Genomic DNA, 14,593 nt, shown 5'->3' with positions numbered 1-14,593 from the left:
TGATGGCGGGCGGCTCAAAAATCGACGAGCCGATGTTGACGCAGGTAATCCAGCACCGCTTGCGCTTTCTCGACGGAATCCCCCTGTTTTACGACGCGCCCCCCGGCGGCCGCGTCGTCGCCGGCAATCGCCCCCAGCAGGCGCTCCAGGCCGCTGCCGCGCTGCGCCGCCAGCGCCCGCGCGCGCCGCGCCGGCTCCAGCCTGGGCGCGGGCACGGGCTCCCCCGCCGCCGCGCGGCGCGTCACCACGCCTCGTTGCAAGCCGGCCCAGGACCAGCGCGGCTCCGCGCCGTCCGGCTTGACGCTGGCCAGCAGCGGCGCCTGGGCCGCCAGCCGTCGCCGCCGCCCCCTGGCCAGGCCTTGCAGCGCCCGCCATTCTCCGTCCTCCTCCGTCAAGGACAGCACGCCGGGCAAGAGCGGACGGTCCAGGCCTTCGGCCAATAGATAGGGCAGCAGCGCCGACGCCTCGCCGCCGCCGGAGCGTTCGCCGCACAGAATCAGTTCGAAATCGCCCAGCGCGGCGATCAGCGCCGGCGTCGGGTCGCTGTCCGCCGGCGGCTGCAACACGGCGATGGCCGCCGCGCCCTGGGCCAGGTAGTCGGCCAGCGCCTCCTTGTCCGCGTCCCCGGCGTGCAAGACGACGAAGGCGCGGCCCAGCCGGCGCGCCAGCGCCAGCGCCGCCAGATCGCCCGGGCCGGCGCAGGGCCGCCCGCTGACCGGATGCGGCGCCGGGGCCACCAGCACCGCCGTTTTCGCCGCCGTTCCGGCGGAAAGCGCCGTCTCGCTCATGGTTCGACCTCCTTGTTCTCAAGCTCCAGCAAGGCCTGCAAGGCCTGAATGAAGGACTGGCAGTCGTCGATCACGCTCAGGTCCGCGCGCTTGACCATGGGCGCGGCCGCGTCCAGATTGACCGCGATCACATGGCGGCAGGCCTTGATGCCTTGCAGGTGCTGCACCGCGCCGGAAATGCCCAGCGCCAGATAGGCGCTGGCCTGCACGCTGCGGCCGGTGGCGCCCACTTGCTGGTCGCGGCGGAAACGCCCGTCGTCCACCGCCACCCGCGAGGCGCCCACCGCCGCGCCCATGGATTCCGCCAGCCGCAGGAAGGCCGGCACGTCGCTGACCCCGTTGCCGGCGGCCAGGATCAGGTCCGCCTCTTCCAGCGCCAGTTGCGAGGCCGGGCTGGCGACGCCGCCCAGGTCCCGCACCCGCTCCGCCGCCGCCTCCGGCGCGCAAGCCTGCCGCAGCCCGCGCCCGACGAAGGGCAGGCGGACGTCGGCCACGCCGCGCGCGAGCAAGAGCGCCTGGGCGCGCGGGTGCACGCTGAAGCCCGCGCCCGGCCGGCGGCGGCGCACGCCGTCAGCGGCGATTTCCACCACGTCGGTCAGCACCGACAGGCGCTCGCGGCAGGCGAAGCGCCGGCCCAGGTCGGCGTCCTCGCCGCGGTCGGCGAACAGCACATGGCGCGGCTGCTCCCGCCGCCACAGCCGCCGCAACAAGGCCAGCTTGGCTTCCGGCGCAAAGCCCGGATCGGCCGGCGTCAAGACGCGGTCCAAGGCCAGTTCCGCCAGTTCGGCGTCGGCGCAGCCTTCCATGCCGTACAAGACCGCCAGCACCTCCTCGCGCGGGCCGGCCAGCAGGGCGGCGGCGGCGATGGCCTCGCGCGCCGCCTCGTCCAGCTGACCGCGCTCGGCGTGCGCCACCACCAACAGCCGTCCATCGAACGGCCCGGCGCTGCGCAGCGGCTTGAGCTTGGCCGCGCTCGCCGGCGACGCGTCGCGCAGGCCGCCGTCCTCGCCCAGCACGATGCGCTTGAGCCCGCCCGGCGAACGCACCCAGGGCCGGCGCGGGTCCACCCGCGGCGCGGTCTGCATCATCTTCATGCCTCCTCCTTCGCCAGCCGGCCTTGCGCCGCCGCGCGCCGCGCATCGCCCCGCTCTTGGCCGGCCTCCGGGCCGGTCTCCAGACGCTCCGCCACCAGTTCCGCCAATTCCACCACCTCCGCCCGCGCGCCGCTGACGCCTTCCAGCATCGCGGTGCAGTTGGGGCAAGCCACCGCGACGCGGCCGGCGCCGGCGGCGCGGACGTCGTCCATGCGCATGTCCGGAATCCGGCGCGGCCCGGGCACGTCGGTGAAGGCCGCCCCGCCGCCCCAGCCGCAGCAGCGAGCGTCGCGGCCGGAGCGGCTCATCTCCACCACCTGGATGCCGATGCCGGCCAGCACGCGGCGCGGCGCGCCGTAGCCCTCGTTGTAGCGGCCCAGATAACAGGGGTCGTGATAGCTCAGCGGCTCGGCCGAGTCGCGGGAGCGCACGCGGATCGCCCGCGTCTCCAGCAGTTGGTCCAGCAGCCGGCTGTGATGCCAGACTTCGTAATGTCCGCCCAGCGCCGGGTACTCATTGGCCAGGCAATGAAAAACATGCGGGTCCGGCGTGACGATGCGGGTGAAGCGATAACGGCCCAGCGTGGCGATATTGGCCAGCGCCAGCCGCTGAAAACCCGCCTCGTCGCCCAGGCGGCGCGCTAGGTCGCCGCAGTCGCGCTCGGCTTCGCCCAGCGCCGCCACGCGCAGGCCGGCGGCCTTGAGCACGGCCAGCAGGGCGCGCAAGGCGCGCTGATAGCGCATGTCGAAAGCGCCCTCGCCCGCCAGCAACAGCCAATCGACGGACTCGCCCTCCCGCAGCAGCGGCAGGTCCAGGTCCGCCGCCCAGTGGTAGCGCGCGCGCAGCGGATGGCCGCCGACGGTGTCGGTATGGCGCAGATTGGCCAGCGCCGCCGCGCCCTTGCCCGGCAGTTCGCCCCGCGTCAGGGTCTGATGCCGGCGCAGATCGATCACCGCGTCGACGTGCTCGATCAGCATCGGGCAGTTTTCCACGCAGGCGCGGCAGGTGGTGCAGGACCACAAGGTGTCCGCCGCCAACGCGCCGCCGACGATGTCCCGGTCCGCGCTCGCGGCCGCGGCCGCCGGCCGGCCCGGATGCGGGCTGCCGGCGTAGGCCGGACCGCCGCCGCCCATGGACGCCACCAGGTCCTGGATCAGACGCTTGGGATTGAGCGGCTGGCCGGCGGCGAAGGCCGGACAGGCGGCTTCGCATTTGCCGCATTGCACGCAGGCGTCGAAGGACAGCAGCCGGTTCCAGGCGAAATCGGCCGCCCGCGCCGCGCCCAGCTCGCCGGCGGCCAGGTTCAAGGGCTTCAGATCGGCGGACTTGCCGGCGAAGCGCTCGGCGCGCGGATGGAAGGCCAGGTGCAGCAAGCCGGCCACCGCGTGCTTCATCGGCCGGCCCAGGCCTATGCCCAGGGCCAGCTCCGCTCCGCCCAAGGCCAGCAGCGACAACGCGACGGCGGCCAGCCCTTGCCCGGCGGCGCTCAGCCAGACCTCGCCGCCGGCCAGGGCCGCCGCCAGCAGCGCGCCCAGCGCAAAACAGGCCAGCCGCGCCGGCAGCCGCTGCCATTCTCCCAACGACAGCCGGGCCGGCGGCGCGCGGCGACGCGCGCGCATCAAGGCCGCGCCGACCAGCATCAGAACGGCCGACGCCGCCAGCAGCAGGTCCAGCCAGCGCTGATGCAACAGCAGGCCGTAATTGAGCGCGATCAGCAGCAGCGCCGCCGTCCCGCCGCCGGCCGCCGCCACATGGGCGCGCGCCGCGGCCGGATCGCGGGCCACCACGCGGTGCAGGTCCACGAAGTAACGCTTGGGCGCGGCCAGCAGGCCGCGCCAGGACGCAGGCGCGGCGCGCCCCCGCCGCCACAGCCGCGCGCGCCGGAGCAGCCCGGCGCTCAGCAGCAGCGCGCCCAACCAGAACAGGCCGCTGAGGAGATAGGGAAAACTCATGTCAGAAATCCTTGGCCAGCCGCAGCGCGTCGTAGAGCGCGCCGTGGATGTTGTGCATGGAAACGCAGTCGCCGACGCGGAACAGCAGGAATTCCCCGGCCGCCAGCGGCCAGTCCAGACAGGGCTGCGGCTCGGCGGCGAACAGCGCCCGCACATCGGTCTGGCCGCGGTTGCGCGACAAGGGCTTCAGCTGCCCGTACAGGGCGTCGTCCGGCAGCACGCCGTTGTCTATCACCACCTGGTCCACCGCCCGCTCTTCCAGCGCTTCGGTGTATTCGTTGCGCAGCACGGCGATTTTCTTGTCGCCTTCGGCGTAAACCGCCTCCAGCCAGACATTGGGGGTGGGGATGATGCCTTGGGCGTACAGGCGGCGGTAGAAGATGGGAAAGGTGGTGCCGCCGGTGTCGTCGCCCACCTTCACGTCCGGCGTGACGATTTCCACCGTGCTGCCGCGGCTGGCCAGATAGTCGGCGACGCCGAAGCCGGCGTGGGTGCTCAGCGCGTCGTAGACCAGCACGTTGCGGGCCGGCTCCACCTGGCCGGACAGGATGTCCCAGCTGCTGACGGCCAGTCCCTCCGCCACGCCCCAGGCCGGCACCTGGCCGGTGTGCGGCCGGCCGCCGGTGGCCAGCACCACGATATCCGGCCGCTCGTCCATGATCATGGAGCGGTCCGCCGCCGCGCCCAGCCGGCGGTCCACGCCCAGGCGCTGGGTTTCCATGTCCAGCCAGCGCACGATGCCGGCCATCTGTTCGCGCTGCGGCGCGCGCGCCGCCAGCAGGATCTGACCGCCCACCTGCGGCTGCCGCTCGAACAGCACCACCTCGTGGCCGCGCTCGCGCGCCACCCGCGCCGCCTCCAGCCCGGCCGGCCCGGCGCCCACCACCGCCACCCGGCGCGGCCGCGCCGCCCGGGAGATCAGATGAGGCATGGTGGACTCGCGGCTGGTGGCGGCGTTCTGGATGCACAGCACGTCCTGGCCGTAGTACTGGCGGTCTATGCAGTAATTGGCGCCCACGCACTGGCGGATCTGGTCTTCCTTGCCGTCCCGGATCTTGATCACCAGATGCGGGTCGGCCATGTGGGCGCGGGTCATGCCCACCATGTCCACCATGCCGGCGGCCAGGATGCGTTCCGCCTGCACCGGGTCGCGTATGCTCTGCGCGTGCATCACCGGCACCTTGGACACCGATTTGATGCCGGCGGCCAGATGCACGAAAGGCTCGGGCGGCAGCGCCATCGGCGGCATGCAGTTGGCCAGGCTGTTGTGGGTGTCCGCGCCGGAGCCTATCACCGACAGGTAGTCGATCAGCCCGGTTTCGGACATGGCGGCGGCAATCTCCTTGAGCATGTCGTGGCTGAGGCCGTCTTCGTGGAATTCGTCGCCGCTCATTCTCAGGCCGACGCAGAAGTCCGCGCCCACCTCGGCGCGCACCGCCTGCAGCACCTCCATGCCGAAGCGCAGCCGGTTGTCCAGGCTGCCGCCCCATTCGTCCTCGCGCTGATTGGTGCGCGGGCTCCAGAACTGGTCGATCAGGTGCTGGTGGGCGGCGGCAATCTCGATGCCGTCCAGGCCGGCGGCCTTGACCCGCCGCGCCGCCAGCGCGAAATCCGCGATCACGCGATGGATGTCCTCCGTCTCCATGATCTTGGCGTTGCCGCGGTGCACCGGCTCGCGCACGCCGGAGGGGCTGAGCAGATGCGGCCAGTGTTCGCCTTGATAGCTGGAGCGCCGCCCCATGTGGGTGGCCTGTATCATGATCTTGGCGCCGTGGCGGTGCATGGCTTCCGCCAGCCGCGCCAGCGGTTCTATCACCGCGTCGCTGGCCAGGTTCACCGATTTCCACCAGCCCTGCGGGCTGTCGATGGACACCGGGCTGGAACCGCCGCAAATCGCCAGCGCCAGGCCGCCCTTGGCTTTTTCTTCGTAGTAGCGGATGTAGCGCTCTCCCGGCAGGCCGCCGGCTTCGGCGTAGACCTCGGCGTGGGCGGTGCTGACGATGCGGTTGCGCAAGGTCAGCCGGTTCAGGGTGATGGGTTCGAATAAATGCGGGTAAGACATGGCCGGCTCCTAAGGGTCTGTTGACGTATGTTTTCCCCGCCGCGCTGACCGAGAAAAGTGCGCTCTACAAGGCGGAGGGCGCAGGCCTTGGCAAACCAAGGCCAAGCCTGACAACGCCGTAGAGGGGGCTTTCCTCGGTCAGCCCTCCGGGTTCGTCCCCAGCCTGTGCCTCGCTTTGTCGACCGCCTCTAGCAGTGAATAACACTGCGGCGAGGCGGCCTTCGCGCGCCGCATCCGGCTGGGGACGAACGCAGCGGTAAAACATACGTCAACAGACCCTGACTACAAGGGGTGGACCGTGAACGCGCAGTACGGCGCGCCCTGCCCGGCGCACTGGCTTTCGCGGCAGACGGTGCGGTAGTCGCGCCCCAGGCTTTCCCCCACCCAGTCCATCGCGCCGGCGAACCAGCCGGCGAACAGATAGCAGGCCATGTGCTCGCTTTGCGGCGCGCCGGCCTCGCCCTGGGCCAGCACGAAACAGGAGTGGTCCAGCCGGATATGGGCGTTGCCGCTGACCACGTCGGCCTCCAAAAAGCGGAAGCGGCCCCAGCCGCGCAGGGACAGCCGGCTCAGGTAGTGCTCGAACACGGCCAGGCCGGCCAGACCGTGGGTGGCCGCCTCGCTGGCGCACCAGAAGTGGGCGGAGCGATGGCCGGCCTGGTAGAGCGCGTCCGCGTACTGGTAACGGCCCAGCGCCGCCTCCATGGCCAGGTGGTTGTTGATGAAGAAATGACGCGGCACATACAACATGGGCAGGCCGTTGGTGCGCCAGACGCCGCTGTCGGGGTCCACGTCGATGGGAAGTTGCGGTTGCATGCCGTTCTCCTGAGAGCCTGTTCAAGGTCTGCTGCGCTTCGTCGGACATGGCGTGGTGAGTACGGCTTCAGAATGCCCATATGCCGCATGACCCTTCCGCTTCCTCAGCGGTTTTCGCCTTGTCTCGCCCTTGCTCGCCAGACGGTGAACCGGCTCTGAGCAAGTCGGGCGCAGCCCGTCATTGCCGGCATCTTGCCGCAGGCCATTCCGGGCCGGAGCCGTCGGCGCGACCGGTTTTTGCCCATTGCCGACACCTCGCGGCGCGGGCGCAAAAAAGGCGGACCACGGTCCGCCAAGGGGAGGCATGTCATTGAACGCGCAGTGGTTCAGGGCGCCCACTCCGCCACCCGCTCCGGATGGGCCCGAATCCAGGAGGCCGCCGCCGCCGCGGGTTTGGCGCCGGTTTCCACCGCCAGCATCAGCGGGCCGATCTCTTCCGGCCGCCAGCGGAAGCGCTGCAGAAAGGCCAGCACTCGCGGCGCCTTGGCGCTCAGGCCGGGATGGGCCACGTTGTTGACGTGCTCGGCCTCGCCGAACACTTTTTGCGGGTCGTCGAGAAAACGCAGCTTCCATTTGGCGAACATCCAGTGCGGCACCCAGCCGGTCACCACGATGGGCTTGCGGGCGTTGATCGCACGCGCCAGTTCCGCCGTCATGCCCGGCCCCGAACTGGGCATCAGCGTCAAATTCAGCCGGTAGGCCTTGATCGCCGCCTCGGTCTTTTGCATCACCCCGGCGCCGGCGTCTATGCCGACGATGCGTCCCTGATACGCCGCGCGCTCGGCGTTGAGATCGCCTATGGCGCGGGCGGCCACATAGTCCGGCACCACCAGGCCGATGCGGGCGTCGACGTAATTGGGCCCCAGGTCTAGCACCTTGTCCTTGAACTGCCGGTAATACGCGCCCTGGGTCACCGGCAGCCAGGCCGACAGCGTGGCGTCCAGATCGCCGCGCGCCACGCCCTGCCACATGATGCCGGCGGCCACCGGCATCAGCTCCACCGGGTGGCCCAGCCGGCCGCGAATGATCTGGGCCGCCACCTGGGTGGTGACCACGCTGTCCGCCCAGCCTTCGACGTAGCCGATCTTGATGAGCGGTTTGCCGGGCGTGGCCTCGGCCGCGTGGGCCGACACGCACAAGAGCAGCAGTAGGATGCAACACCATTGCCTCAACATATTCGTTTCCTCCCTTAAGACCCGCTAAGCCAACCCCGACCCTGCGTTGCGCCTGCTTGTACTGCCTGCGTCGGCGCGCCTTGGTCCAGCGTCTCTACGAGGCTTTGTTAGCGGTTCTAAAGCGGTTCAAGGTCTGCCGCGCTTCGGCGATACAAGCTTGCCAGCGGCGTGAGAATGCCCATGCGCCCCATTCCGCGTCTTCCAGCGCTTATTGAATCTGCTCCGGCTTCACCACCAGCCAGTTGCGGTCCGCCGTCGCCGGCAGGCCCAGCTTGCGCTGCTGCCTGGCCGCTTCCCGGCTCCAGCTGCGGATCCGATCCCAATAACCCGCTTTGCGGTCTACCCAGAGCCGCAAGCCGCCCTTGGCCGTGTCGGTGCCGTTCAGCAGCATGTAGCCATCGGACTGCGGCGTGTCGCCGGCCACCAGCACCGGCTTGCGCCATTGGTCTATCCAGCCCAGGATGGTCCCGGCCTTGCCCTCGTACCAGGTCATCGGGTTCATCAGATAGGGGGTCAGTTCCAGGTCCAGATTGCGTTCCGGCTCATAGCCGCCGCGCTTGATCTGCAAACGCGAGGTGGTCAGCGCGCCGTTCGTTCGGTCTTTCAGCAGCAGATTGACGCCCAGCACGTTCTGCGGCGGCGCCCGGTAGCCGTAGCGCGGATCGCTGGCCACCATGCGCACCAGTTCTTCGCTGGCCGCGGTCATCACGTAGACGGCGATGCCGTTCTCCTGCAGCTTGGTGTACAGCTCGACCATGCCGGTGAACACGCGCGGCGCCGGCACGCTGCCCTCCACCGGCTTGCCCTGATGGAAGTACCTGACCGGCACCGGGGCGCCGCTGGCCATCAGCGCGTCCACCTGGGTCTTGAGTTGGCGCAGCGTCAGTCCGGAAAACACCTGCGCCGCCCAGGGGTAGCAGATCAGTTCGTCTATCTCGCACAGCCGCAGATAGTAGCTGTACAGGCTTTCCGGCCGGTCCGGCTCGTCGCGGAAGGGGATCAGCTTCAGGGACGGGTCCAGCCGTTCGCGGCTCAGCAAGCCCTTGGCCTCCATATAAGGCAGCAGCGCTTCTTCCAGATCGTAGCGATAGCTGGTGTTGTCCATGTCGAACACCGCGTATTCGCCCTTATGGGCATTGGCCTTGATCATGGCGTTCAGCCGTTCCGCGATCTTGGGCGGCCAGTGCTTCAGCTCGGTCTCCGCCGCCGCCGGCTGGGTCCAAAGCGCGGCCGACAACAGCAAAGCCCCCAATACTTTAACTTGCTTCATAAGTCCTCCTGATGTGCTTCGGATGCGGCGGGCCCGCCTTGGAACCTGTTCGAAGTCTGCTGCGCTTCAGCGATACGGCGTTGAAAACCAGCTCAAAATGCTCATGTACCACGTGTACATTCCGCTTTTTCGCTTGTTTTCGCCTTGTCTCGCCCTTGCTCGCGAGACTTTGAACGGCTCTTAAGAAATACCCATGCGCTGTTTGCCGCGAGGAGGCTCAACGCGGGATCAGGGCTGTGGCCGGGGGGCTAAGCCCCCCATACCTCGCCGAACACCCGCAACCAGTTCTCGCCCAGCACTTTGCGGATCTTGCGCTCAGGCCAGCCGGCCCGCTGCATCGCCGCGGTCAGATTGGGCGTTTCGCCTATGGTGCGAATGCCTTCCGGGTTGAGGATGGTGCCGAAATCGGTCAGCCGGCGATACCGGCCTTTGTCGTGGGTGATCCAGTCGAAAAAGCCCTGATCGTAGCCCTGGGTGAAGTCGGTGCCGTAGCCAACGCAGTCTTCGCCCACCAGCGCGATCACGTAATCCATCGCTTCCACGTAGTCGTCCACGGTGGCTTCGATGCCGCGGCGCAGAAAGGGCGGAAACATGGTGACGCCGATGAAGCCGCCGTGATCGGCGATGAAGCGCAGCTCCTCGTCGCTCTTGTTGCGCGGATGCGGCTTGAGGCCCGAGGGCAGGCAATGGGAGTAACAGACCGGCTTTTTCGATTCCAGAACGGCTTCGCGCGAAGTCAGACCGCCCACATGGGACAGGTCCACCATGATGCCGACGCGGTTCATTTCCGCAATGACTTCGCGGCCGAAGCCGGACAGGCCGCCGTCGCGTTCGTAACAGCCGGTGCCGATCAGGTTTTGCGTGTTGTAGCACAGCTGCACCACGCGCACGCCCATGTCGGCGAAGGCTTCGACGGATTCCAGCCTGTCCTCGAAGGCGTGGGCGTTCTGAAAACCCAGGATGACGCCGGTGCGGCCCTCCGCCTTGGCGCGGCGGATATCCTCGACGCCGCGCACCAGGGTCAAAAGGTCGCCGTGCTCGCGGATCAGCCCTTTCATCTCGGCGATATTGTTCACGGTGTCCTGAAAGCCCTCCCACACCGACACGGTGCAATTGGCGGCGCTCAAGCCGCCGCGGCGCATGTCCTCGAACACCGGCCGCGCCCATTTGGCGATGATCAGTCCGTCTATCACCAGCGCGTCTGCGTGCAAATCCATTGCCATCTCCTTCTAGCTTGTCCACGCCTCGGTCCAACTATCCCGCCGCAGCGCCGCGGACTTTGAATAACTTCCAAGAGCCTGTTTACGATCTCGCGAGCTAAGGCGAGACAAGGCGAAAACGAGCGAAAAAGCGGAATGTACTCGTGGTACATGAGCATTTTGAGCTCGGTTTCAACGCCGTATCGCCGACGCGCAGCAGAACGTAAACAGGTTCTAAGAGCTCTCGCTCAGGACCGCCGCCAATGCCGGCCGCGCCAGTTGCGCCCACAGCGGATGGCCGGCGTCTTCCGGCAGCTCGCACACCGCGAAGCCGTAAGGCCGGGCCGCGCGCCGCAACAGCAGCCAGACGTAGTCGGCAAAGCTGCGGCGGCAGACCACGAACACGCCGTCGCCGTCCAGGCGCAGCACTTGAACCGCGGCCTTGCCCAGCAAGGTGCCGACGCCCTGGCCGGGACGCAGCGCTTCGAAATCGTAGCCGCCCAGATGGCGCAGCACGGCCAGGTGCGGCTCGCCGCACAGGTAGACGGCGGTGAAGCCGCCGCTGACGTCCAGCGCCTGGGCGAACAGGCGCTGCTCGGCGAAGCCCCGCTCCAGCGCCGGCAGCCAGCCGGCCAGGCGCTGGCGGCGGCTGATCAGCAGCCATTCGTCCGGCGACAGCCACAGCAGCGCGCCGCCCTCCCCCTGGCTCAAGGTCTTGGGCCGGCGCGGCGGCTCCAGCCCGGTGATCCGCGCCGTCAGCTCGAAAAACCCGGCCTCGGCGCCGTCGCCGCGCAGCAGCGCGTAGCCCAGATTGGGCGCTTCATTGCCCCAGACGCGGCCGTCGGCGCGGCGCGCTTCGGCCGCTTCCGGCAAATCCAGATGCCGCAAGGGCGATTCCAGCACAGGCTTGAATGTGGATTCAGACATGCTGACGCTCTCCTTCCTTGTCGACGAAGACCGCGGACGCCACCCGCGCCGGCGCGCTATGGCCCTGCCACCACACGTGCACGGTGTCGCCTTCGCGGCGGACGCCGTCCTTCAACACCGCCATGGCGATGGAGCGGCCCAGGCATTCGCTGTGGTAGCTGGAGGTGACATGGCCCTGCATCGCCGCCGGCGCGACGTCCTTGCCGTCGTTGAGGATTTGCGCGCCTTCCGGCAACACCAGCCGCGGGTCCTCCGTCAGCAGGCCCACCAACTGTTTGCGGCCCGCTCCGGCGGTGTCGGCGCGCAGCAAGGAGCGGCGGCCGAGGAAGCTGAACGGCTTTTTCATGCCCACCGCCCAGCCCATGGCCAGATCGTTGGGGCTCATCGAGCCGTCGCTGTCCTGGCCGACGATGATGAAGCCCTTCTCGGCGCGCAAGACGTGCATGGCCTCGGTGCCGTAGGGCGTGATGCCGAACTCGGCCCCGGCCCGCATCGCCTCCTCCCACAGATAACGGCCGTAGCCGGCGTCCACATTGATCTCGTAAGCCAGTTCGCCGGAGAAACTGATGCGGAACACCCGCGCCGGCACGCCGGCCACGGTGCCGACGCGGCCCTCCATGAACCGGAAGGCCTGAGGGTCGAGATCAATATCCGTGCACAGCTTGCGCAGCACCTCCCGGCTTTGCGGGCCCACCAGCGCCGTGGTGGCCCAGTGATCGGTGATGGAGCTGAAGCGCACCTTGAGTTCCGGCCATTCGGTCTGGTGCCAGCGCTCCAGCCAGCTGTAAACCCGGGCCGCGCCGCCGGTGGTGGTGGTCATGTGGAAATGGTCGTCCGCCAGGCAGGCGGTGACGCCGTCGTCCATCACCATGCCGTTTTCGTCCAGCATCAGCCCGTAGCGGCATTTGCCCGGCTCCAGCTTGCTCCAGGCGTTGCTGTAGACGCGGCCCAGAAACTCGCGCGCGTCCGGGCCGCGCACATCGATCTTGCCCAGGGTGGAGGCGTCCATCACCGCCACCCCCTGGCGGGCGGCGCGGCATTCGCGGCGCACCGCCGCGTGCAGGTCCTCGCCCGGTAGCGGGAAATACCAGGGCCGCAGCCACTGCCCCACCAGCTCGTATTCGGCGCCGCGCGCGGTATGGCTGTCGTGCATGGCGGTGTAGCGGCGCGGGTCGAAAGTTTCTCCGACATGGGCGCCGGCCAGCGCGCCGAAGCTGACCGGGGTGTAGGCCGGCCGGTAGGTGGTGGTGCCCACCTCGGCGATGGGCTTGCCCAGCGCCTCGGCGGCGATGGCGAAGCCGTTGACGTTGGACAGCTTGCCCTGATCGGTGCCGAAGCCCAGCGCGGTGTAGCGCTTGACGTGCTCGATGGAGCGGTAGTTTTCGCGCACCGCCAGATGGATGTCGGCGGCGGCCACGTCGTTCTGGAAATCGACGAAGGCCTTGGCGCCGACGCCTTCGCGCCGCCCGTCCGGCAAGCGGAAGATTTCACGCGGCGCGGCCACCTCCTCCGCCTCCACCCGCGGCGCGGCGCCCAGACCGCGCTGGCTTCCCCAGCCAAGCTGGGCCAGCATGGCTGCATGGCATTGGGCCAGGGCCTCGCCCAGCTCCCAGCGCCCGGTGACCGCGCCCACGCAGACGACGCCGGGCCGGCCCGCGTCCGGGCAAACGAAGGACAGACGGTCCGGACGCCACAGCGGACGGCCGCCGTTGTGGCAGAACAGATGCACGGTGGCGCTGAGCCCGCCGGAGGAGAGCACGCCGTCCAGCTCCAGCCGCGGCCCCTTGCCGGCCACGCTCCGGCCATCCGCGGCCAGCTTCACCAAGTCCGCGCCGCTGACGCCGGCGCCGCCGTTCACCCGGGCGATGCCGTAACCGGCCAGCAGTTCCACGCCGGCATTCTGCGCGGCGCGGCTGCGCCAGGCCGCCGCGCCGGCTGGGCGAGCATCGGCCAGCGTCACCGCCGCCCCGGCCAAGGCCAGCTCCAGCGCCGCGTCGTAGGCGGCGTCGTTCTGGGTCTGCAGCAGCAGCCGGCGCCCCACCGCCACGCCGTAACGGTTCAAATAACTGTGGCCGGCGGCGGCGGTCATCACCCCGGGCAGATCGTTGTTGCCGAACACCAGCGGCCGTTCGATGGCGCCGCTTGCCAAGACCAGTTGGCCCGCGCGTATCTTGTGCAGGCGCTGGCGCGGCCGGGCCGGATCGCGCTCCGACGGCGGCAGGTGGTCCTGCAACAACTCCACCGCCAAGGCCAGATTGCCCTCATGCAAGGCGAAGACGGTGGCGCGCGGCAAGCGCTGGACATTGGGCAGCGCCGCCAGCTCCTGCAAGCGCTGCTGCGTCCATTCCATCGCCTCCAGGCCGTCGATGCGCAGCCGGCGCTCGCTCAGCAGCCAGCCGCCCATCTCCGCCTGTTCGTCCAGCAGCAGCGTTTTCAGGCCGGCGCGCCCCGCCAGCGTGGCCGCCCACAAGCCGGCCGCGCCGCCGCCCACCACCAGCAGGTCCACGTGGTGGTGCAGATGATCGTAATGCTCCGGGTCCGGCAGCCGCGGCGCTTGGCCGTAACCGGCGGCTTCGCGGATGCGGCGCTCGTAAAACGGCCAGGCCCCCGCCGGCTGCATGAAGGTCTTGTAATAAAAGCCCGGCGGCATGAAACGCTCCAGCCGGCCCAGCGCGCCCTTGAGCCGCATGCCCCAGGACGCGTCCCCCAAGCCGCTGAAGGCCTGCAAGCCTTGGTACAGCTCCACCTGGGTGGCTTTGAGATCCGGCGTGCTCAAGGCGCCGCTTTCCAGCTGGATCAAGGCGTTGGGCTCTTCCGCGCCAAAACCGACGATGCCGCGCGGCCGGCCGTACTTGAAGCTGCGGCCCAATAGCCGCACGCCGTTGGCCAGCAGCGCCGAGGCCAGGGTGTCGCCGGCGAAGCCGTGATAGGCCGCGCGGTCCAGGGTAAAGGCCAGCGGCCGATTGCGGTCGATGCGCTCGCCGGGACGATGGATGCGATAGCCGCTCACGTCTGATCCTCCTGCAAATAACGGGCCTTGCCCTCGGCCAGCGTCCAGCTGCCGGCGATCTCGTAGCTGACGGTGTGACGCCGGACGGCGAACACCTTGCGGCAGCCGGCGGCGTGCTGCCATTGCTCCCAATGCCAGCCGCGCGGGTTCTTGCGGCAGAACAGGTAATCGCCCCAGGCCTCGTCGTCCACCTGCTCCGGCGCCGCCGGGCGGACGATGAAGGCCTCCCCGGCGTAGTCGAACTCCTCCTCTTCCCTCGCCTCCCCGCAATGCGGGCAATGAATCAGCAGCATCGGCGTC

General features: G+C 69.2%; 11 protein-coding genes. All 11 read right to left on the bottom strand.

Annotated elements, in window-relative coordinates:
• Nucleotides 1–14: 14 nt before the first annotated feature.
• Complete coding sequence (locus AB1Z25_RS07840; protein WP_486636964.1) at nt 15–788, bottom strand: electron transfer flavoprotein subunit beta; 774 nt, start codon at nt 786–788, stop codon at nt 15–17.
• Complete coding sequence (locus AB1Z25_RS07835) at nt 785–1,882, bottom strand: FAD-binding protein (protein WP_486636963.1); 1,098 nt, start codon at nt 1,880–1,882, stop codon at nt 785–787. The genes AB1Z25_RS07840 and AB1Z25_RS07835 overlap by 4 nt, the downstream gene beginning before the upstream one ends.
• On the bottom strand, nt 1,879–3,834 hold the full coding sequence (locus AB1Z25_RS07830; RefSeq protein ID WP_486636962.1) for a DUF3483 domain-containing protein: 1,956 nt from the start codon (nt 3,832–3,834) through the stop codon (nt 1,879–1,881). Before AB1Z25_RS07830 ends, AB1Z25_RS07835 begins: the two co-directional genes overlap by 4 nt.
• A gap of 1 nt (nt 3,835) precedes the next feature.
• Entirely contained in the window at nt 3,836–5,896 is a 2,061-nt protein-coding gene (locus tag AB1Z25_RS07825) for an NADH:flavin oxidoreductase (protein WP_107799496.1), read from the bottom strand.
• A gap of 282 nt (nt 5,897–6,178) precedes the next feature.
• Nucleotides 6,179–6,712 carry a DUF5943 domain-containing protein gene (locus tag AB1Z25_RS07820; RefSeq protein ID WP_486636961.1) on the bottom strand — a complete coding sequence of 178 codons (534 nt, stop codon included), beginning with the start codon at nt 6,710–6,712 and terminating at the stop codon, nt 6,179–6,181.
• A 326-nt stretch (nt 6,713–7,038) separates the two neighbouring features.
• The gene (locus AB1Z25_RS07815) at nt 7,039–7,887 is read right to left on the bottom strand and encodes a glycine betaine ABC transporter substrate-binding protein (protein ID WP_486636960.1); all 849 of its coding nucleotides are present in this window, start codon (nt 7,885–7,887) and stop codon (nt 7,039–7,041) included.
• A gap of 208 nt (nt 7,888–8,095) precedes the next feature.
• Entirely contained in the window at nt 8,096–9,157 is a 1,062-nt protein-coding gene (locus AB1Z25_RS07810; RefSeq protein ID WP_486636959.1) for an HAD family hydrolase, read from the bottom strand.
• Nucleotides 9,158–9,405: 248 nt separating this feature from the next.
• A complete protein-coding gene (locus AB1Z25_RS07805; protein ID WP_048412289.1) occupies nt 9,406–10,374 on the bottom strand; it encodes a dipeptidase in 969 nt (322 codons plus the stop codon).
• Between the two features lie 216 nt (nt 10,375–10,590).
• Entirely contained in the window at nt 10,591–11,283 is a 693-nt protein-coding gene (locus tag AB1Z25_RS07800) for a sarcosine oxidase subunit gamma (RefSeq protein WP_253315434.1), read from the bottom strand.
• On the bottom strand, nt 11,276–14,293 hold the full coding sequence (locus AB1Z25_RS07795) for a sarcosine oxidase subunit alpha family protein (protein WP_486636958.1): 3,018 nt from the start codon (nt 14,291–14,293) through the stop codon (nt 11,276–11,278). The genes AB1Z25_RS07800 and AB1Z25_RS07795 overlap by 8 nt, the downstream gene beginning before the upstream one ends.
• A complete protein-coding gene (locus AB1Z25_RS07790) occupies nt 14,290–14,586 on the bottom strand; it encodes a sarcosine oxidase subunit delta (RefSeq protein WP_107799503.1) in 297 nt (98 codons plus the stop codon). The genes AB1Z25_RS07795 and AB1Z25_RS07790 overlap by 4 nt, the downstream gene beginning before the upstream one ends.
• Nucleotides 14,587–14,593: the final 7 nt, after the last annotated feature.

It is taken from the genome of Chromobacterium sp. HL1 (assembly GCF_057418835.1).
This window is presented reverse-complemented; position numbering and strand designations above follow the sequence as displayed.